Consider the following 19,939-nt stretch of genomic DNA (forward strand, 5'->3'; position numbering starts at 1 on the left):
GATTGTTGCGGCGGCTCAATCCGACGCCCGCGCCAGGGACCGCCGGCGCAACGGGTCGCGCCCCGGCGGTTGCGGCGGCGGCGGCAGCAACGCCTTGCGCTCCCGCGCCGGGAAGGTCGCTGATTCTTCGGTGTTGAGGGTGACCTCCTCACCGGCGTGCTTAATGATCAACTCGGTGCGTGGTCCGTCGCGCAACGTGTAGCACACGTTTTCATGATCGGTGTCGACGGTCAGCCGGAAACCCTTCCAGCGCAACCGGAATCGCAATCGTGAGATGCCGTCGGGCAATTGCGGGTCCAGCGACAGTACATTCTCGTCGTCGCGCAACCCACCGAAACCCACGACCAGCGCCATCCACGCCCCGGCCAGCGAAGCCATGTGCAGGCCGTCGCGGGTGTTCTCGTGCAGGTCGCGCAGATCGATCAGCGCGGCCTCGTAGGCGTAGTCGTGGGCCAGCTCCAAGTGCCCGACCTCGGCGCACATCACCGCCTGGGAGCAGGCCGACAGCGACGAGTCGCGCACCGTGCGGCGCTCGTAGTAGTCGACGTTGCGAGCCTTCTGCTCCGGGGTGAAGGCGCTGCTCTGCCACTGCATGGCCAGCACCAGGTCGGCCTGCTTGATCACCTGTGCGGGATAGAGCTTCACGTACGGTTCGTGCAGCAGCAGCGGGTAGGTGGTGTTCGTCTCGAAGTCCCATTCGGCGAAGGTGGTAAACCCTTCGCACTGCTGATGGACGCCCAGTTCCTCGTCGTAAGGGATGTTCACCGAGTCGGCCGCGTCGCGCCAGGCGGCCATCTCCTCGGTGGTGACCCCCATCCCGCCCGCCTTGTCGGGGTGGCGCTTGGCGGCGTCGGCGGCGATGCGCAGATTGTTGGCTGCCATCAAGTTGGTGAAGACGTTGTCGCGCACGATCGCGGTGTACTCGTCGGGACCGGTGACCCCGTCGAGGTGCCAGACGCCGTTACGGTCGTGGTGTCCCAGCGACATCCACAGTCGGGCGGTTTCGATCAGCACCGGCAGACCGCATTCCTCTTCCAGCGAGTCGTCGCCGGTGATGACCCGGTAGCGGTCGAAGGCGATCGCGATGTCGGCGTTGATGTGCCAGGCCGCCGTGCCGGCCGGCCAGTACGCCGAGCATTCCTGACCGCGAATGGTGCGCCACGGGAAAGCCGCGCCGTCCAGGCCGAGTTCGGCGGCGCGCTCCTTGGCCAGGTCCAGCGTGGAGGCTCGCCACCGTAAGGCGTCGGCGACCGCGTGCGGGGCGGTGTAGGTGAGTACCGGTAGCACGAAAGCCTCGGTGTCCCAGAAGGCGTGGCCGTCGTAACCGGTTCCGGTGAGCCCCTTGCTGGGGATGGCCCGCCGCTCGGCGCGGGCGCTGGCTTGCAACAGATGAAACATCCCGAACCGCACCGCCTGCTGACTCTCCGGGTCGCCTTCGACTTCCACGTCGGCGGCGTCCCAGAACAGGTCCAGGTAGGCACGTTGCCCGTCTACCAGACCCTGCCAACCGCTGTAGCGCGCGCTGGTCAACGCCGCGGCGGCCTGGTCGCGCAGCGCCGGCCGCGACCGCAGGCTCGACCAACCGTAGGCCAGGTACTTGACGATGCGCAGCTTCTGCCCGGGGCGCAGACCACAGATGAACGTGATGCGGGCCAGGTCCGGTCGGGCGTCGGTGGTGACCTCGTAGCGTCCCTCGACCTCGATCTCATGGTCCATGGCGGCCGCCATCATCAGCGCGCTGCTGCGCGTCCGGTGCATGAGAATTGCTCGGCAGTCCTTGCTTTCGTGGTCGACGGCCTCCAGCGGATTCTCCAGGATGGCCGCCACCCGCGGGTCGTCGGAGGTCTGCGGCTGATCCTCGTTGGTGACCAGTTCGGACTGCACCGTCACGCGGGAGAAGTCGTCGATGGCCTCGACCACGTACTCGATGGCTGCCACACTGCGGTGCACCAGCGAGACCAGCCGGGTGGAGGTCACCTCGACCTGCTTGCCGGTGGGGGAGCGCCAGCGCGCGCAGCGGGTCATCGTGCCGGCACGCAAGTCGAGAATCCGTTCGTGGTCCAGTAATTCGCCGTAGCGGACGTCGAAGGGCTCGTCGTCGACCATCAGCCGGATGATCTTGCCGTTCGTGACGTCGACGACGGTCTGCCCGCCCTCGGGGTATCCGTATCCCGCCTCGGCGTACGGCAGCGGCCGGATCTCGTAGAAGGAATTCAGATAGGTGCCCGGCAGACCGTAGGGCTCCCCCTCGTCGAGGTTGCCGCGCAATCCGATGTGCCCGTTGGACAAGGCGAACACCGACTCCGACTGGGCCAGCACGTTCAGGTTGAGTTGGGTCTCACGAATCTGCCACGGCTCGACGGGGAAGGATTCCTGGGAAATCACGACTGTTCCCCGTCGTCGTCGAGAAGCTCGGCCAGATCGGTCACCACCACGTCGGCGCCGTTGCGACGCAGGTCTTCGGCCTGGCCCACCCGGTCGACACCGACCACGATGCCGAAGTTACCGGCCCGCCCGGCCTGCACACCGGAAATCGCGTCCTCGAACACCGCCGCCGCTTCGGGTTCGACCTCGAGCAACTCCGCCCCGCGCAGGTAGGGATCCGGGGCGGGTTTGCCGGTGATGTTCTCCTCCCGCAACGTGACACCGTCCACCCGTTTTTCGACGAACCGGTCCAGTCCGGTGATCTCCAGAACATCGCGGGTGTTGGCACTCGACGACACCACCGCGATGGCCAGGCCGGCTTCGGCTGCCGCCTCCAGGTAGCGCCGCGATCCTTCGAAGACCTTGACGCCGTCCTCGTGCAGCACCTTCTGGAACATGTCGTTCTTGCGGGTGCCCAGCCCGTGCACCGTGTCCTTGTCGCCCGGATCATCGGGATCACCGTCGGGTAAGTCGATGTCGCGGCTCTCCAGGAACGAGCGCACCCCGTCCTCGCGCTTCTTGCCGTCCACGTACTGGCGGTAGTCGGACTCCGGATCGAAGGGCACGAACTCCTCGCCCTCGCGTTCGGCCCGTTCGGAGAGGAAAGCATCGAACATCTGCTTCCACGCCTTGGTGTGCACACCCGCGGTATCGGTGAGCACCCCGTCGAGGTCGAACAAACACGCACGCACCTTGTCGGGCAGACCCAGCACGGGAACCTCACTTTCGCAGGAATCGGCGCCAGCAGTTCGCATCCTGTCGCGCAGTTCCGACAGTGCTTGCCGTCGTTGCCTCGCAGGGTGCCTACCCAAGCTCGGCCAACCACTAAACTCGGTGCCCGTGGAATCAGCCTCGCCGCGGCCCGTGTTGGTGGTCGACTTCGGTGCACAGTACGCCCAGTTGATCGCCCGCAGGGTCCGCGAAGCACGGGTATTTTCCGAGGTCGTCCCTCATACCGCCACGATCGAGGAGATCCGGGACCGGGATCCGCTGGCGGTGGTGCTTTCCGGCGGGCCGTCCAGCGTTTACGTCGAGGGCGCCCCGCAACTGGATCCGGCGCTGTTCGACATCGGGGTGCCGGTATTCGGGATCTGCTACGGGTTTCAGGCCATGGCGGCCGCGCTCGGCGGCACCGTCGCCCGCACCGGCACCAGCGAGTTCGGCCGCACCGAACTGAAAGTCCTTGGTGGTCAACTACATTCGGATCTGCCTGCGGTGCAGCCGGTATGGATGAGCCACGGTGACGCGGTCACCGCGGCGCCGGAGGGATTCGACGTGGTGGCCAGCAGCGCCGGCGCGGCGGTGGCGGCGTTCGAGTCCCGGGAGCGTCGTCTGGCCGGCGTGCAGTACCACCCGGAGGTCATGCACACGCCGCACGGCCAGCAGGTGCTCAGCCGGTTCCTGCACGAGTTCGCCGGGATCGGCTCGGAATGGACGCCCGCCAACATCGCCATTGCATTGGTCGAGCAGGTGCGCGCGCAGATTGGCGAGGGTCACGCGATCTGCGGCCTGTCCGGTGGGGTGGATTCCGCGGTGGCCGCCGCGCTGGTGCAGCGTGCCATCGGTGACCGCCTGACTTGTGTGTTCGTCGACCACGGGTTGCTGCGGGCCGGCGAGCGCGCGCAGGTGGAGCGCGATTTCGTCGCGGCCACCGGCGCCCATCTGGTCACCGTGGACGCCGCGCAAACCTTCCTGGATGCGTTGTCGGGGGTGCGCAACCCGGAGGGCAAACGCAAGATCATCGGCCGCCAGTTCATCCGGGCGTTCGAGGGCGCGGTGCTCGATGTCGTGAAAGAAGAGGACGCCGAGGTCGAGTTCCTGGTGCAGGGCACGCTGTATCCGGACGTGGTGGAATCCGGCGGCGGCAGTGGCACCGCGAACATCAAGAGCCACCACAACGTCGGTGGCCTGCCCGACGACCTGAAATTCAAGCTCGTCGAGCCGTTGCGGCTGCTGTTCAAAGACGAGGTGCGCGCGGTCGGACGGGAACTCGGCCTGCCCGAGGAAATCGTTGCGCGCCAACCGTTTCCGGGTCCGGGACTGGGCATCCGGATCGTCGGTGAGGTGACCGCCGAGCGGTTGGAGACGCTGCGGCGCGCCGACTCGATCGTGCGCGAGGAACTGACCGCGGCCGGCCTGGACCACCAGATCTGGCAGTGCCCGGTGGTGTTATTGTCCGACGTGCGCTCGGTGGGTGTGCAAGGCGACGGACGTACCTACGGGCATCCGATCGTGCTGCGTCCGGTGTCCAGCGAGGACGCCATGACCGCCGACTGGACCCGGGTGCCCTACGAGGTGCTCGAGCGGATCTCGACCCGGATCACCAACGAGGTTCGCGAAGTCAATCGGGTGGTACTGGACGTCACCAGCAAACCGCCCGGCACCATCGAGTGGGAGTAATCCGGCCGCTGCCGCCCGCGATGCGGGTTACGATGTCGCGATGATCGCTGCCCTTTCAGCTGCTCAGGCGGAGCGTCGCGAATTCTGGGGCGAGCTGTGCCCTGGGTTGTCGATCGAGTCGGGCAGACCCGGCGCACCGGCGACGGTCGGTCGGGTCGAGCCCCTGCTGGCCGATCTGAAGCGCGAGGGTTATGTGCAGGTACCCGGAGTGCTGTCGGAAGCGACCGTCGCACCCATCCGCGCGGCCGTGTCGACGCTGTCCCGGCACGGGATCCCGTTGGCGTTCGCGTTCGTCTACGACGAGTTGTGGCTGGCGTTTCAGGGACTGTCCGAGTTCCTGACCGGCGTGCTCGGCGCGGACTACTGGGCGCTGCCCGACTTCTGGGTCTGGCACGTCAACCCCAGCGAGAACTCCGTGGGTTGGGGTCCGCACCGCGACCGGTTGATGACCACGCTGGATCCCGACAACTCGCCGCACACCCTGACCGTGTGGTTGCCGTTCACCGACGCCACGCCGCTCAACGGATGCATGTACATGCTGCCCGCCCACCTCGACGACCGGTTCCGGCAACGTCGCTGGGACGGGGAGAACAACACCACCGTCTACAACCCGCAGGACATCCGGGCACTGCCGGCGACGGCGGGTTCGATGTTGGCCTGGAACCAGGCGGTGCTGCACTGGGGCGGGCGCGGCTGCCGGCTGGGAACCGAGGCGCGGATCAGCGCCGCCTTCGAGTTCCAGCGCGCCGACCGTGCGCCATTCAACAGCCCGTTGCTGGATCCGGCCCGGGTGCCGAGCTTCCAGGAGCGGCTCGGGCTGGTCGGCAAACAGGTCTTGCAGTATCGGCACATGTATCCGCTGTCCGACGACGTCGCGGCCATCGCCACCTCGCTTTTCCAGCGCTATATGCCGGGCGTCGCGTTGCCTTCCGGGTTTCCGGTGCCGACGGGCGTCGCAGCCATCTGATCGGGCGACCCTGCGCCGCGTTGCTCGTCCTGGACAGGGCGCCTAACCGCTGGCCGGGCCGAGCGCGTAGCCGCCGGTCTCGGGGTGGTGATACCAGCCGCTTGCCGCGTGCGTGCCGCCGTCGACGTGGATTGTCTGCCCGGTGATGTAGCTGGCCATGTCCGAGGCGAGAAACACTGCGGCGCCGGCCATCTCGTCGACATGACCGGCGCGTCCCAGCGGCACGGTCAGGCCGAACCGCTCCTCGGAGCCCGGGGGTGCCATCGCCGCGATGCCTTCGGTGAGAGTGATGTCGGGCGCCAGCGCATTGACCCGGATGCCGTGCGGTGCGAGTTCGAGCGCTGCGGTCTTGGTGTAGTTGATGACCCCGGCCTTGGCCGCGGCGTAGGTGGCGTAGCCCGGTGCGGCGCGCACCCCTTCGATCGACGTGACGCTGATGATGCTGCCGGTCAACTTCTGCTCCACCATGCCGCGCGCCACCCGTTGGGTGCACAGGTAGACATGACGCAAGTTGGACCGGTACAGCGCGTCCCAGCCGTTCTCGCTGGTGTCGAGAATGCCCGACCAGAAGACGCCGCCCGCGTTGTTGACCAGGATGGTGACCGGTCCGAGTTCGGCTACGGTCCGGGCAAGTGCGGCGTCGACGGCGGCGCTGTCGCGCACGTCGGTCGGAATGCCCAGCGCGCCGATCGCCTCGGCGGCCGATGCGCACGATTCGGGGTTGCGTTCCCAGATCGCCACCTTGGCGCCGAACGCGGTCAGACCCGCGGCGATGCCGCGGCCGATACCGGCGCCACCGCCGGTCACGACTGCGACCCGGTCGGTCAGGAGAATGCTTGCTGGATCCAGGGGCATGGCTGAAAGTATTGCTGCTGCCGCCGATTCGGGTGCCTGCTGGTCGGGGTGAGCTCACGGCGGGAAAACGGCCGGCGAAAATCCCGCCGAGATTTCACGCTGAAGGCCCAGGGTTCACATTCAAACTCCGCGTGTGTCCAGTGGGGCTGGTGTGACCACCGGCAGATCCCCATTACATGCCAGCAGCCACACCAGCATCGGGCGCATAAAGCAGCCTCTCGCGTTTCTTGACGGTTGTCGGAGGGTCGGTGTTTACTCACCTTTATCGAACATATTTTCGAATGAATGGGTGTCGGGAGGCTGGTCATGACCGCGGCTTTGGCGTCCGACCAGCGTGCTGAACAGCTGAAACAGCTCCGGCAGAAGATGGCTGCGCTGTCCGGAAAGGATCCCGCCCAGGCGGACGCCCTGTTGCCGACGGAGCGCGCGCTGGTGCCGCGGGGAACGGTGGCGGTGTTGTCCGGGGCGCGGTCCCTGCTGCTGCGCATGGTGGCCACGGTGACGGCCGACGGCGGTAACGCGGTGATCGTCGGTCAGCCCGATATCGGGTTGCTGGCTGCGGTGGAGATGGGGGCGGATCTGAGTCGGCTGGCCGTGATTCCCGATCCCGGCAACGATCCGGTGGAGGTGGCCGCGGTGCTGATCGACGGCATGGATCTGGTGGTTCTCGGCCTGGGTGGGCGCCGGGTGACGCGGACCCGGGCGCGGGCGGTGGTGGCCCGTGCCCGCAGCAAAGGATGCACGGTGCTGGTCACCGACGGAGATTGGGAAGGAGCATCGACACGACTGGAGGCCCGGATCTGCGGCTACGACATCACCACGCCTTTCGGGACGGGCAAGCCCGTGCCTGGGTTCGGGCGCATCAACGGGGTGCGGCTGCAGGTGTGCGCCGGGGGGCGGACGATCGGCCGCTGGCGAACCGGGTGAATTGCGGTGCCTGATTCTCGGGTGCTGGCGATCTGGTGCATGGATTGGCCCGCGGTCGCAGCGGCGGCGGCCGCCGGCCAGCCCGCGACGGCACCGGTCGCGGTCACGTTGGCCAACCGGGTTATCGCCTGCTCGGCGACGGCCCGCGCGTTCGGAGTGCGGCGCGGGCTGCGGCGCCGGGAGGCGGCGGCCCGGTGCCCGCAACTGCACCTCGCGCCCGCCGACGCCGACCGCGACGCCCGGTTCTTCGAAGGGGTGATCGCCGCGGTGGACGACCTGGTGCCCCGGGCCGAGGTGCTGCGACCCGGGCTGCTGGTGCTGCCGGTGCGCGGAGCGGCCAGGTTCTTCGGGTCCGAGAAGCTGGCCGCCGAGAAGATGATCGACGCGGTGTCCGCCGCCGGTGCCGAGTGTCAGGTCGGGATCGCCGACGGTCTGTCCACCGCGGTCTTCGCCGCGCGGGCCGGCCGCGTCGTGCAACCGGGAGGCGACGCGCGGTTCTTGGCGGCGCTGTCGATCCGCCAACTGGCCACCGAGCCCAGCCTGTCCGGTGCGGGCCGGGAGGAACTCGTGGACCTGTTGTGGCGCATGGGGATTCGCACTATCGGTCAGTTCGCGGCGCTGTCTCGTACCGACGTCGCCTCCCGGTTCGGGGCCGACGCGGTGACCGCGCACCGGTTCGCCCGCGGCGAGCCGGAACGGGCGCCGTCCGGGCGGGAGCCACCGCCGGAACTCGAGGCCGTGCTGGACTGCGACCCGCCGATCGACCGGGTCGACGCCGCGGCTTTCGCCGGACGGTCACTGGCCGCCTCGCTGCATCAGGTGCTGCTGGCCTCCGGGGTGGGATGCACCCGGCTGGCCATTCACGCCGTCACCGCCACCGGGGAAGAACTGAGCCGGGTATGGCGGTGCGCCGAACCGTTGACCGAGGACGCCACCGCCGACCGGGTGCGCTGGCAGCTGGACGGGTGGTTGAGTCATCGGCTCGCGCGCGGCCGGCCCCTGGACGCGCCGGTGACGCTGCTGCGGCTGCAGGCGGTCGAGGTGGTTTCGGCCGAGGCGCTGCAACTGCCGCTGTGGGGCGGTCTCGGGGAGGAAGACCGGCTCCGGGCCCGACGGGCGCTGGTGCGGGTCCAGGGTCTGCTCGGTCCGGAGGCGGTGCAGGTGCCGGTGCTGGCCGGCGGCCGTGGGCCGGCCGAGCGCATCACCCTGACCCCGCTGGGGGACGAGCCGGTGCTCGCCGCCGACCCAGCTCAGCCCTGGCCGGGACAATTGCCCGCTCCGTCGCCGGCGGTGCTGCTCGACGACCCGGTGGAACTGGTAGACGGGCAAGGCAACCCGATCCGGGTGACCAACCGGGGGTTGTTCTCCGCCGACCCTTCCCGACTGAACGTGGGGGGCCGCGACGACCGGCTGCGTTGGTGGGCCGGCCCCTGGCCGGTCGACGAGCGGTGGTGGGATGACCGGCCCGGTCCTGGGCGGGTGGCGCGCGCCCAGGTGCTGTTGGAAAGTGAGCGTGCGCTGCTGCTCTGCTACCGGCAGCGGAGGTGGTACGTGGAGGGAATCTACGAGTGATTCCCGCAGCTACCGGCCAACGGGGACATGCTCAGATGCGGCCCAGGTGTCTTGTTTTAACCCCGTATTTGACGGCGATCTAACCGCAAAAGCCTGATAATGCCGCTGACCTGCGGAAATGCAATTGCTGTAACAGAAAAGTAATGATGAAGCGCGCGGCTTCAGGGCTGCGGGGCTATCCGACGGAGCGCTTCTTGCGCTTGTCCAGGAAGGCCGACCACGACACCACCTCGGGGTGCTCCTTGAGCAATGCCCTGCGCTGCCGTTCGGTCATGCCACCCCAGACGCCGAACTCGACGCGGTTGTCCAGGGCGTCGGCACCGCACTGCTGCAGGACGGGGCAGTGCCGGCACATGGCGGCGGCCTGGCGCTGCGCGGCACCGGTGACGAACAGCTCATCAGGGTCTTTGGTCCGGCACAAAGCCTGCGACACCCAGGCCCGATCGCCGTCATCCTGCGCACTGCTCACCGCGACAAGGTTCAGCCGCCGCGCGGCCGGACGTGTTCCTGACACGAATGGTCCCCTTTTTAACTCCCAGCCGCGATGCGCGGCCGCCTCCCGTGGTGCTGGTCGAGTGGTCTGTGTTTCGTAGCCCGTCTCGTCACACGTGACCTGAATCTCACCGTGCTTAATAAATTAAGGGTCGAGGGGGCAATTGCGCAACAGTTCAACACGGTATTTTTGGGACTGATGTACCATCTTTTCGGTATGGTCTCGGCTGGGCTGTCTTAACCCTCGGTTTGTCCGTTCGTGCAGCGTAGGGCGGTGATGCGCGCCGGCTCAGGGGCACCAGGGCGGGATCGGGCAGAAGTTGAGACCCGGCGGCCACGGCGGGGGAGCCGGCGGATTCTCCCCGTCCCAGATGTTCTGCGCCACGTTCCCCTGGCCCGAGTAGACGTAGTAGTAGGTATGACAGACGGTCTCGTCCCACACCACCGGGTTCACCCGGAGGTTGCCGGTCTGGACCGGAGGGTCGCCCGGGCACCAGCGGCACGGGCCTTCCGGGTGGTCTTCGGGACAGCCGGGCCAGGAGCCCAGCGGCACCGGGGCCACGGGTGCGGCCCCAGCGGCGCCCGCGCCGGTCACCGCGGCGACGTCACCCGCCATCAGCACGATCACTGCCAAACCCACGATCAGTCTTCTCATGAGGACTCGCCGATCTGTTGCCGTTACCCGACGAGCGCGACGTTAGTGCGCGGGACTTGCGAAAATCTTGCGCCGGAGCCCCCGGTCAACCCACTCGGTGCGCCAATGCCGTCACCCGTCCCACCAGCCGATCCAGAAACGTCATGGGATCGACGTGAACTCCGATATGCGCGTTGGGGTTTCGAGTCCCGGTCCAATCGGTCGTGATCGCGCCGTCGGGTTCGACCTGCACCGTCGCGGCCCGGGTCGAGATCAGCTCCGGGTCCAACGCCACCGCCGCGGCCAGCGGGTCGTGCATGTACGCCAGATAGCCGTCGCCGCGTTCGCGGTGCACCTCGAAGTAGAACCGCAACGCGTCCTGGACGAATCGGAAGATCCGGGACGGCCCGGACAGCCTGGCCAGGATCTCCGGGGTCATCGCGACCTGGCGGGTCAAGTTCAGCCCGCACACCACGGGAGGGCGGTCTGCAAACGCGGCGAAGACGTCGACGGCTGCTTTCGGGTCCACCCTGATGTTCCATTCGGGCTGCGGCTGCTCGTCGTATGAGCCGCCCATCATCACCAGGCGCCGCAGCAGCATCGGCAGCTGCGGCTCCAGACGCAGTGCCAGCGCCAGATTGGTCAGCGGCGCGGTCACCAGTCCGACCAACTCGCCGGGGTGGGCGCGAGCGGCGCGCACCCATGCCGTCGCGGCGTCGTACTCGGTGACCGGATGGCCGGGGGCCGACAGCTCGGCATACCCTAAACCCTTGAGGCCGTGACCATCTCGCCGAAACGGAACCGGGCCGGTCAGTGGTTGGTCGACACCCCGGGACACCGGTATCCCGGCGGCGCCGCACAGTTGGAGCAGACCGAGGTTGTTCGCGCACACCTGGTCGACCGGAATGTTGCCGCAGGTCGAGCCGATCCCGATCAAGTCGGCCTCTGGACTGGCCAGCAGATAGATCAAGGCGATCGCGTCGTCGATGCCGGTGTCCACGTCGGCAAAGACCGCGTTCACCGACGTAACGATACGCTGGCCTGATGTCCGAACCGCCCGAAGACGCCCTGGCGCCGCACTTCGACGACGTCCAAGCCCATTACGACCTGTCCGACGACTTCTTCCGGCTCTTTCTCGACCCCACCCAGACCTACAGTTGCGCGTACTTCGAGCGCGAGGACATGACGCTGGAACAGGCGCAGATCGCCAAGATCGACCTGGCGTTGGGCAAGCTCGGGCTGCAGCCCGGGATGACGCTGCTCGACGTCGGCTGCGGGTGGGGCGCCACCATGATGCGTGCGGTGCAGAAGTACGACGTCGACGTCGTCGGCCTCACCTTGAGCAAGAATCAGGCCGATCACGTCGAGCGCCTGTTCGCGGCTTCGGACAGTCCGCGCGCCAAGCGGGTTCTGTTGCAGGGCTGGGAGCAGTTCGACGAACCCGTCGACCGCATCGTCAGCATCGGGGCCTTCGAGCACTTCGGGCACGAGCGCTACGACGCGTTCTTCACCCTCGCCCACCGCATCCTGCCCGACGACGGAATCATGCTGCTGCACACCATCACCGGGCTGCATCCGTTGGAAATGAAGGAACGCGGGTTGCCGTTGACCTTCGAGTTCGCCCGGTTCGTGAAATTCATTGTCACCGAGATCTTTCCGGGTGGACGGCTGCCCTCCATCCCGATGGTGCAGGAGCGCGCCACCGCCAACGGCTTCGACGTGACCCGGGTGCAGTCCCTGCAGCCGCACTACGCCAGGACTCTCGACATCTGGTCGGCGGCGCTGCAAGCCCACCGGGATCAGGCGATCGCGCTGCAGTCCGAAGAAGTCTACGAGCGCTACGTCAAATACCTGACCGGCTGCGCCGAGATGTTCCGGATCGGCTACATCGACGTCAACCAATTCACCTGCGAGAAGTAAGCTCACCGCGAATCGAAGGTGACCCCCAGGATGGCGCTGGGCCGCGGCGTACCGCGGTGGCGTGCGGCTAAACGTGCGCCGGCGACATGGGTCTACCAGTGCACCCCGGGCACCAACCGCACCAGTCGCCTGACCGGGCGGGGCACTCCCACCGCTCGGACCACGGACCGGGACGGGCGCTGCGGGCGTCGCGAAATGGATTGCGCCGCAATCGGTTCAGCCACGCCGCGAGCGGCACGCGAATCGGGATAACCCAGATACAGCTGATGCAGAATGCGCCGCGCGGTTCTCGGCGCGAAGTAGTTGCCGGCTTCGGCCAGAGTGCCCAACGGGGTGTCGATGCGCACCGGCTTGTCGACCAGCCCTCGGACCACCATCGCCGCGGCGCGCTCGGCGCTGATGGCCGGCACCGGGTTGAGCCGCTTCGACGGCACGATCATCGGGGTGGACACCAGCGGCATGTGGATGTTGGTGAAGGTGATGTGGTCGGACAGCGTCTCGGAGGAGACCACGTCGGAGAACGCGTCCAACGCCGCCTTGGTGGGCAGGTAGGAACTGTATTTCGGGTTGCGGGCCAGCACGCCGGCGCTGGACACGTTGACGACGTGACCGAACCGCCGCTCCCGCCAGTGCGGCAGCAACGCCAACACCATCCGCACCGCACCGAAGTAGTTGACCGACATCACCCGTTCGTAGTCGTGGAGGCGATCGGTGGAGTTGACCACCGACCGGCGGATCGACCGGCCTGCGTTGTTGACCAGATAGTCGACGTGGTCGAAGCGGCCCAGGATGTCCTTGACGGTGTGCTCCACCGACGCGGAATCGGTGACGTCGCAGGTGAAAGCGTGAGCCTTGCCCCCGTTGGCGCGGATGTCGGCGACCAGTTGGTCGAGGGCGTCTCCGTTGCGGGCTAGCGCGAAAACCGTTGCGCCGCGGTCTGCGACGGCGATCGCCGAGGCCCGGCCGATCCCGCTGGACGCGCCGGTGATGATGACGTGCCGGCCCACCAGCGGACCTCGCGGATCGTCGCGCCGGGCCCGGTCGGGATCCAGGTGCTCGGCCCAGTACCGCCACAACCCGGGTGCGTAGGAGGCGAACGGAGGGACTTCGATCCCGCTGTCGTGCAACACTTTCCGTGTCTCGTCGCTGACGAAGGTGGGCGCCAGGTCGACGACGTCGAGCACCTCGGCGGGAATTCCCAGCTGGGTGGCCGCCATGTTGCGCAGCACCTTGGCACGGCCGCTGGCCCTGAGTACCGAGGTGGCCGTCGAGCGGGGCAGCGACCCCCGCAGTGGCGGCAATCCGGCCTCCCGCGCGATCCCCCGGTAGATGCCACGCAGGCCGATCGTGGTGGGTGCGGTCAGGTGGAACGTCTGTTGATCCCGTCCCTCGGCGTGGATGAGTGCGACCAGCGCGTCGGCCACGTAGTCGACCGGGACGATGTTGGTGCGCCCGGTGTCGGGCAGCATCAACGGGGTGAACCGCGGCAACACGGCCAGCTTGCGCAACACGCCGAAGAAGTAGTACGGCCCGTCGACCTTGTCCATCTCACCGGTGCGCGAATCGCCCACCACCACCGCGGGCCGGTACACCCGGTACCGCAAACCGGGGGCGGCCCGCACCAGCGCCTCGGCCTCGAACTTCGTCTGGTGATACGGGGTCGGCAACTGCTGTCCGACGTCGAAGTCGTCCTCGGTGTACTCGCCACGGAAGTCGCCCGCCACCGCGATCGACGACACGTGATGCAGGGTGGCGTCGAGTCGCTGCGCCAGCGCGATCACCGCGCGGGTGCCTTCGACGTTGGTGGCGCGCTGCTCGGCATCGCCGGCGGTGATGTCGTAGATCGCCGCGCAGTGCACGACATGGTCGACCGTGCCGAGTTCGGCGATGATCTGGTCGGTCAGCTGCAATTCGGGCAGCTCGCCGACCAGCGGCCGCACCCGCTCATCCCACTGCAGGGCGAGGCGCTCGAAGCGCCCCAGCGACTGCCGGCGGACCAGCACCCAGACCTGCGCATCGGGTTGTCGGTCCAACAGCCGGGACACGACTCGGCGCCCGATAAACCCGGTACCGCCGGTAACGACATACCGCATGCAGCCCATCGTGGCGGCACGCGCTGCCCGCGTCAACAGTGGGTCAGGTGAAGCTGCGCACGCCGTCCCAGTCCACCAGCTTCCAGCCGGTGACCGGGTTGCCCGATATGACCACCCGCCCGACATTGGGCAGAGGGTGGCTGTTCAGCAGCGACGTCTTGGGGTTTTTGACGTTCATCAGGGTCCACACCATGATCGCCGTCCCCTGGGAGAACACGACGGGCTTGTTGTGGCCACTGTCGTAGATCTTGCGAATCGCACCGGTGAACTGGGAATTGAAATCGGTGCCGCTCAGCGAGCCCGGGATGCTGGTGTCGATATCGCCGTCGAGCCAGCGGACCGGCGCCAGCAGGTAGGTCGAACTGGCCATCGCCTCCGGCTTGCCGTTGAACCAGCCGGCGTTGATGGCCTGCAGGCCCTTCACGATCTCGGCGTGCTTACCCAGTTCGCTGGCCAACGGCGCCGCGGTCTGCTGGTCGGCGGCCATGGGCGAGGTGTAAATCCAGTCGAAGTCGCTGCGTCCCACCTGACGGGCCAGCTGTTGTGCCTGTGTCTGGCCTTCGGTGGTGAGGCTGGGACCCGGCTCCACGGTGTCGATGACACCGTCGGCGTTGGCCTGCGATTGCGCGTTCCGGATGAAGGTCAACGTGATGCTGCGTGCCTGCGGGGTGCTGCCGCCGCATGCCCCGACGAGGACCGCCGCGACGAGCACTACTGAGACAGTGAGGGCCTTCCCGATCCTGGTGCGCTTCGCCATGGCGATAGCCTGCCCTGCCGACACCGTCGGTGGGAAGGGTTTGCGATGGTTACTTCGGAGAAAGTGCCGATTTTGGAATCTGGAGGAGACTCGTATGCCGATTGACCCCAGTGCCGTAGGCGCAGTGACCGAGCCGCAGCTGTTCGAATGGACAGACCGGGACACTCTGCTCTACGCGCTCGGTGTCGGCGCCGGCATCGACGACCTGCCGTTCACCACCGAGAACAGTCACGACGTTCCGCAGCAGGTGCTGCCGACCTACGCGGTGATCTGCTGCCCGGCCTTCGGTGCGGCCGGCAAGGTGGGCAGCTTCAACTGGGCGATGCTGCTGCACGGCTCGCAGTCCGTCCGGTTGCACGCGCCGCTGCCGCCGGCCGGGAAGCTGTCCGTGGTCAGCGAGGTGGTCGACATCCAGGACAAGGGCGAGGGCAAGAACGCCGTGCTGATGCTGCGCGGCCAAGGCAAGGATCCCGACAGCGGGACGCTGATCGCCGAGACACTGACCAACCTGGTCATCCGCGGTGAGGGCGGCTTCGGCGGCGAGAAGGGGGAGCGCCCGGCAGCCCCGGAGTTTCCCGACCGCGAGCCCGACGCGCGGGTCGACCTACCGACGCGCGAGGACCAGGCGCTGATCTACCGGCTGTCCGGGGACCGCAACCCGCTGCACAGCGATCCCTGGTTCGCCACCAATCTGGCCGGGTTCCCCCGCCCGATCCTGCACGGGCTGTGCACCTACGGGGTGTCGGGTCGCGCCCTGGTCGCCGAACTCGGCGGTGGTGTGGCCGCCAACATCACCTCGATCGCCGCGCGGTTCACCAAGCCGGTGTTCCCCGGCGAGACGTTGTCGACGTTGATCTGGAAAACCGAACCGGGCAAAGCGCTGTTCCGCACCGAAGCATCCGGCGCCGAGGGACTCGGGCCCCGGCTGGTGCTCGACGACGGTGAGGTCGACTACGTCGAGCCCTGACGGTCGAGGGTCCGGTAGTAGTGCGCATAGGCGGCCGCGGGCACCACGACGAACGTGAGCACGATCAACACGATCGAGAAGTAATTCGCGCCGCCCTGCCGGGTGAGCAGCAGCGGCCGGTAGTCGAACGACACCGCCAGCGCCACCGAGATCACCACGGCCGCAACCGGTAACACCTTGTCGGTGAACCGGTTTCGTTTCACCTTCGGATGTCTGGTGGTGTCGCGCGCCAACGCGATCAGCGCGATCGGGACGATGATGAACTGGACGAACCGGGCGATCACCGCGAGACCGGTCAGGTTCTCGATGTCGAAGCGCAGCGCCAGTGGGAACGCCAGGGCCAGTGCCGCCGTGATGGCGAACGCGAGCATCGGGACGCCGAAGCGGTTCTTCCGCGACAGTCGTGCCGGCAGAGTTCTGGTGGCAGACAACGCAGTCCACAGGCGCGGCGCGCCGAACGATGCCGCGACGTTGATGCCGAACATCGACACCAGGGCGCCGAAGACCACGACGGTGCGGAAGGCGTCGTTGCCGATGGCCGCGGCGAGTTTGACCGTGTCGGTGGAATGCACGACCCGGTCGGCACCCAGCAGCATCGCCACGGTGACCGCGAGCACGTAGACGGTGGCGACGGCCAGAATCGATATCGGTATGGCGCGCGGCAGATTTCGTTCCGGCGCGTGCATCTCCTCGGCGGCGTTGGCGATCGATTCGAAACCGGTGAATGCGTACAACGCGGCCACCGTGGCCAGTACCAATCCCGATGCGCTGCTCTGGCCGAGGTGGACGAACCCGAATAACGCGTAGGGCGCGGGCGAGAAGACCTCGGGCGAACTCGCGGCGGCGTAGTCGTTGACGTGTCGCGCGACGATGATCCACAACCCGCCCAGGATGAACAGCGAAAGCGCGAATATCTTTCCCACGGTGGAGATTCCGTTGGCCCACTCGATCACCCGGTTGCCGAACAGGTTGATCACCAGCAACACCGCGACGAAGAGCAGGAACGTCAACGTCTTCACACTGATCAACTGGGTGTCATTGGCCCAATTCTCATGCGGGAAGACGACTTTGAGAAAAGTCGCCACGAAGATCGAGGCCAGCACCCCCCAGGCGATGGATGCCACGACGGCGTGGGTGACGCCGACGTAGATACCGATCCGTTGGCCGAACGCCGCCGTCGTGTAGGCGTAGGACGCGCCGTTGGTCTTGACGTAGCGGGCGGCGGTGGCGAAGACGGTTCCGACGATGCCCGCGAAGGCGGCGGCCAGCACGTAGGCCAACGGCGCCAGTGGCCCGGCGAGCCTGATCACCGCGCCCGGGGTCAGGAAGATGCCCGCCCCGATGATCGCGTTGATCCCGAGCATGACGATGCTCCAGAAGCCGAGCTTGCTGATCGCACGCCCTCCTAGCCGCATCCGGCCCAGGATCAGGGCTGGTTAGTACACGTTCGTACCACGGGCGCTGAACAGCCAAACTTGGGTGCGGGCTATGCTCCGTCGGCGCCGTTGGCGCCCGGTGTTCCGAACCAGGATCCTCCGGCGCCACCGAGGGCGCCGGCCCCGCCGGCTCCAGGTGCGGCGCCAGTTCCGCCGTCACCGCCCCCGCCGCCGTCGCCGCCGTTTCCGATGATCTGGGCGTTCCCGCCGGCTCCGCCCGGCCCGCCGTTGCCCCCGTTGCCGATGCTGCCGTTGCCGGAGGGAGCCACACCGAGGCCGGCGTTGCCGCCGTCGCCTCCGGTTCCGCCGCCGCCCCCGGCACCGGCGTTGCCGAATAGCAGCCCACCCTTGGCGCCAGTACCGCCGCTGCCGCCGCTGCCACCGTCCCCGCCATTGCCGCCGATGCCGCCGCCGGCACCGGACGTGCTACCGCCTCGGCCACCCTTGCCGCCGTTGCCGGCGTCACCGCCGGCGCCGGCGTTGCCGCCGTTGCCGGTCAGCTGTCCGCCGTGGCCGCCGCTGCCGCCGTTGCCGCCGTTACCTCCGCCGCCCCCGGTGCCTCCGGTGCCCCCCAGAACGGTGGCGGTGCCGTCGGTCCCGATCTGGGCGACGCCGCCGTTTCCGCCGGTGCCGCCGCCGCCGGCGTCGCCACCGTTGCCGAACAACCCGGCGGTGCCGCCGTTTCCGCCGTCCCCGCCCCGGCCGCCGGCGCCGCCGGCGACGCCATTGTGCGCGCTGCCGCTGGAAGTCTGGGTGTTGCTGCCGCCGGTGCCGCCGCTGCCGCCGGCCCCGGCGTCGCCGAACAGCAATCCGCCGTTCCCGCCGACGCCACCGTTGCCACCGGCGCCTCCGACCGCCCCGCTTTCCCTACCGACGGTGCCGCCACCGGCACCGCCGTCGCCGCCGTGGCCGCCGGCGCCGATCAGCCCGGCGCTGCCGCCGGCACCACCGTGACCGGCCACCCCTCCGGCGGAGTTGGTGCCGCCGGCTTTGTTGGACCCGCCGGCGCCGCCGCCACCACCGTCTCCGCCGTTGCCGTACAGCCACCCCCCGGTGCCACCGGCGCCGCCGCTCCCGGCAGCCGCTCCGGAACCCTGGCCGCCGGTCTGGTCCCCGCCGCCCCCGCCGGCCCCCCCGTGGCCGCCGTTGCCGAACATGCCGGCGCTACCCCCGACGCCGCCGCCGGCACCGGTACCGCCCATCCCGGCCGAGGTGTTCTGCCCACCATGCCCACCGGCGCCACCGGCGCCGCCACTGCCGAACATGCGTGCCCCGGCCCCGCCGGAGCCGCCGAACCCGCCGAGGCCGCCGGTAGCCCCACCACCCTTATTCGTTCCACCGCCTCCGCCCGCGCCTCCGGTGCCACCGTCGCCGTACAGCAACCCGGCTGCGCCGCCGACTCCGCCGACTCCGCCCGCGCCGCTGGTCATGCCGCTCGGGGGCGATCCGGCTGAGTTGTCACCGCCGGCCCCGCCGGCCCCGCCCGCGCCGCCGTTACCGGTGAGGTAGCCTCCGCCGCCGCCGGCCCCGCCCGCGCCGCCGGCGCCGCCGGAGGCGTTTGTCAGAGCAACGTTGTTAGTACCGCCGTCTCCGCCGGTCCCTCCGCCCCCTCCGGCACCGAACAGACCCGCGTGACCACCGGCGCCGCCGGCCCCGCCAGCTGAAGTGGCCGCGGAATTCTGGCCGCTGCCGCCGTCGGCGCCGTTACCGCCGGCACCGGCGCCACCCCAGAGCAGTCCGGCATCGCCGCCGGCACCGCCTGCCCCACCTGCCCCACCTGCGGTACCCGCATTGCCGTTGGCGCCATTCGCCCCTGCACCGCCGGCCCCACCCGTACCCAGCAGCCATGCGTTGCCGCCCGCCCCGCCGGCCCCGCCCGCCGCTCCCAGCGCGGTGGCCGCACCGCCGGCGCCGCCCCGTCCGCCATCGCCGTAGAGCCAGCCGCCGGAGCCGCCGGCACCGCCGGCCGCTCCGGCGCCACCACTGCCGCCGAGTCCGCCGTTGCCGATCAGTCCGGCGGCACCCCCGGCCCCACCGGGGCTGCCGGCCGACGTCTGCGAGAAACCGTTGCCGCCGTTGCCGTACAACAACCCGCCGGCTCCGCCGTTCGGGGCGGCGGCGGTCCCGTCTGCACCGTTGCCGATCAACGGGCGCCCCAGCAGTGTCTGGGTGGGCGCATTGATCGCGTTGAGCAGAAGTTGCTCGGCACTGGCCGTTTCCGCCGCGCCATAAGCGCTGCCGGCATTGGCCAACGCTTGGACGAACCGTTGGTGAAACGCTGTCGCCTGCGTGCTGAGCGCTTGATACGCCTGACCGTGCGCGCCGAATATCACTGACAGGGCAGTGGATATCTCGTCGGCGGCGGCGGCCTGCAGTTGTGTTGTCGGGATCGATGCCGCGGCACCCGCGGCGCTGATCGCCGCTCTGATGGCGGCCAAGTCCGTTGCCGTCGAGGTGATGTATTCCGGATTCGCGAGCACAAACGACATGACAGT

The 19,939-nt window shown here is 68.5% G+C and carries 16 protein-coding genes; 6 read left to right on the forward strand and 10 right to left on the reverse strand.

Annotated elements, in window-relative coordinates:
• Positions 1–15: 15 nt before the first annotated feature.
• The gene (locus tag AC5Y47_RS02215) at positions 16–2,385 is read right to left on the reverse strand and encodes a glycoside hydrolase family 65 protein (protein ID WP_499941563.1); all 2,370 of its coding nucleotides are present in this window, start codon (positions 2,383–2,385) and stop codon (positions 16–18) included.
• Positions 2,382–3,179, reverse strand: coding sequence for a beta-phosphoglucomutase family hydrolase (locus AC5Y47_RS02220; RefSeq protein ID WP_499941565.1), 798 nt, complete (start codon positions 3,177–3,179; stop codon positions 2,382–2,384). The genes AC5Y47_RS02215 and AC5Y47_RS02220 overlap by 4 nt, the downstream gene beginning before the upstream one ends.
• 79 nt (positions 3,180–3,258) lie before the next feature.
• On the opposite strand from AC5Y47_RS02220, the gene guaA reads away from it, so the two are divergent.
• Both guaA and AC5Y47_RS02230 read left to right on the forward strand, forming a co-directional pair.
• The gene (gene guaA, locus AC5Y47_RS02225) at positions 3,259–4,824 is read left to right on the forward strand and encodes a glutamine-hydrolyzing GMP synthase (protein ID WP_499941567.1); all 1,566 of its coding nucleotides are present in this window, start codon (positions 3,259–3,261) and stop codon (positions 4,822–4,824) included.
• A gap of 40 nt (positions 4,825–4,864) precedes the next feature.
• Positions 4,865–5,791, forward strand: coding sequence for a phytanoyl-CoA dioxygenase family protein (locus AC5Y47_RS02230; RefSeq protein ID WP_499941568.1), 927 nt, complete (start codon positions 4,865–4,867; stop codon positions 5,789–5,791).
• A 42-nt stretch (positions 5,792–5,833) separates the two neighbouring features.
• Here the strand turns inward: AC5Y47_RS02230 and AC5Y47_RS02235 are convergent, their stop codons facing one another.
• On the reverse strand, positions 5,834–6,646 hold the full coding sequence (locus tag AC5Y47_RS02235; protein ID WP_499941570.1) for an SDR family NAD(P)-dependent oxidoreductase: 813 nt from the start codon (positions 6,644–6,646) through the stop codon (positions 5,834–5,836).
• 306 nt (positions 6,647–6,952) lie between these two features.
• Here AC5Y47_RS02235 and imuA' point away from each other — a divergent pair, with 306 nt between their 5' ends.
• A complete protein-coding gene (gene imuA', locus AC5Y47_RS02240; RefSeq protein WP_499941884.1) occupies positions 6,953–7,573 on the forward strand; it encodes a DnaE2-dependent mutagenesis accessory factor ImuA' in 621 nt (206 codons plus the stop codon).
• A 39-nt stretch (positions 7,574–7,612) separates the two neighbouring features.
• The gene (locus AC5Y47_RS02245) at positions 7,613–9,145 is read left to right on the forward strand and encodes a DNA polymerase Y family protein (protein ID WP_499941885.1); all 1,533 of its coding nucleotides are present in this window, start codon (positions 7,613–7,615) and stop codon (positions 9,143–9,145) included.
• Positions 9,146–9,320: 175 nt separating this feature from the next.
• On the opposite strand, the gene AC5Y47_RS02250 is transcribed toward AC5Y47_RS02245, so the two are convergent.
• The 3 genes from AC5Y47_RS02250 to AC5Y47_RS02260 form a co-directional block, all read right to left on the reverse strand.
• Positions 9,321–9,659: a WhiB family transcriptional regulator gene (locus tag AC5Y47_RS02250; protein ID WP_499941572.1), complete on the reverse strand. Its 339-nt coding sequence runs from the start codon at positions 9,657–9,659 to the stop codon at positions 9,321–9,323.
• Positions 9,660–9,926: 267 nt separating this feature from the next.
• The gene (locus AC5Y47_RS02255) at positions 9,927–10,292 is read right to left on the reverse strand and encodes a hypothetical protein (protein WP_499941574.1); all 366 of its coding nucleotides are present in this window, start codon (positions 10,290–10,292) and stop codon (positions 9,927–9,929) included.
• An 85-nt stretch (positions 10,293–10,377) separates the two neighbouring features.
• Positions 10,378–11,292, reverse strand: a complete 915-nt coding sequence (locus tag AC5Y47_RS02260) for a nucleoside hydrolase (RefSeq protein WP_499941576.1) — start codon at positions 11,290–11,292, stop codon at positions 10,378–10,380.
• 23 nt (positions 11,293–11,315) lie between these two features.
• Between AC5Y47_RS02260 and cmaA1 the strand changes: the two genes are divergently transcribed.
• Positions 11,316–12,191 (forward strand): cyclopropane mycolic acid synthase CmaA1, encoded by an 876-nt coding sequence (gene cmaA1 / locus AC5Y47_RS02265; protein ID WP_499941578.1) that lies wholly within the window; start codon positions 11,316–11,318, stop codon positions 12,189–12,191.
• Positions 12,192–12,283: 92 nt separating this feature from the next.
• On the opposite strand, the gene AC5Y47_RS02270 is transcribed toward cmaA1, so the two are convergent.
• Positions 12,284–14,284, reverse strand: a complete 2,001-nt coding sequence (locus AC5Y47_RS02270; protein ID WP_499941579.1) for an SDR family oxidoreductase — start codon at positions 14,282–14,284, stop codon at positions 12,284–12,286.
• 43 nt (positions 14,285–14,327) lie between these two features.
• Positions 14,328–15,041 carry a histidine phosphatase family protein gene (locus AC5Y47_RS02275; RefSeq protein ID WP_499941581.1) on the reverse strand — a complete coding sequence of 238 codons (714 nt, stop codon included), beginning with the start codon at positions 15,039–15,041 and terminating at the stop codon, positions 14,328–14,330.
• Between the two features lie 94 nt (positions 15,042–15,135).
• On the opposite strand from AC5Y47_RS02275, the gene AC5Y47_RS02280 reads away from it, so the two are divergent.
• Complete coding sequence (locus tag AC5Y47_RS02280; RefSeq protein ID WP_499941583.1) at positions 15,136–16,008, forward strand: MaoC family dehydratase; 873 nt, start codon at positions 15,136–15,138, stop codon at positions 16,006–16,008.
• Here AC5Y47_RS02280 and AC5Y47_RS02285 read toward each other — a convergent pair.
• Together AC5Y47_RS02285 and AC5Y47_RS02290 are read right to left on the reverse strand one after the other, a co-directional pair.
• Positions 15,993–17,423: an APC family permease gene (locus tag AC5Y47_RS02285; RefSeq protein ID WP_499941585.1), complete on the reverse strand. Its 1,431-nt coding sequence runs from the start codon at positions 17,421–17,423 to the stop codon at positions 15,993–15,995. The two genes, AC5Y47_RS02280 and AC5Y47_RS02285, sit on opposite strands and share 16 nt — an antisense overlap.
• A gap of 71 nt (positions 17,424–17,494) precedes the next feature.
• On the reverse strand, positions 17,495–19,933 hold the full coding sequence (locus AC5Y47_RS02290) for a PE family protein (protein WP_499941586.1): 2,439 nt from the start codon (positions 19,931–19,933) through the stop codon (positions 17,495–17,497).
• Between the last annotated feature and the right edge of the window lie 6 nt (positions 19,934–19,939).

Source organism: Mycobacterium sp. NGS22 (genome assembly GCF_059813095.1).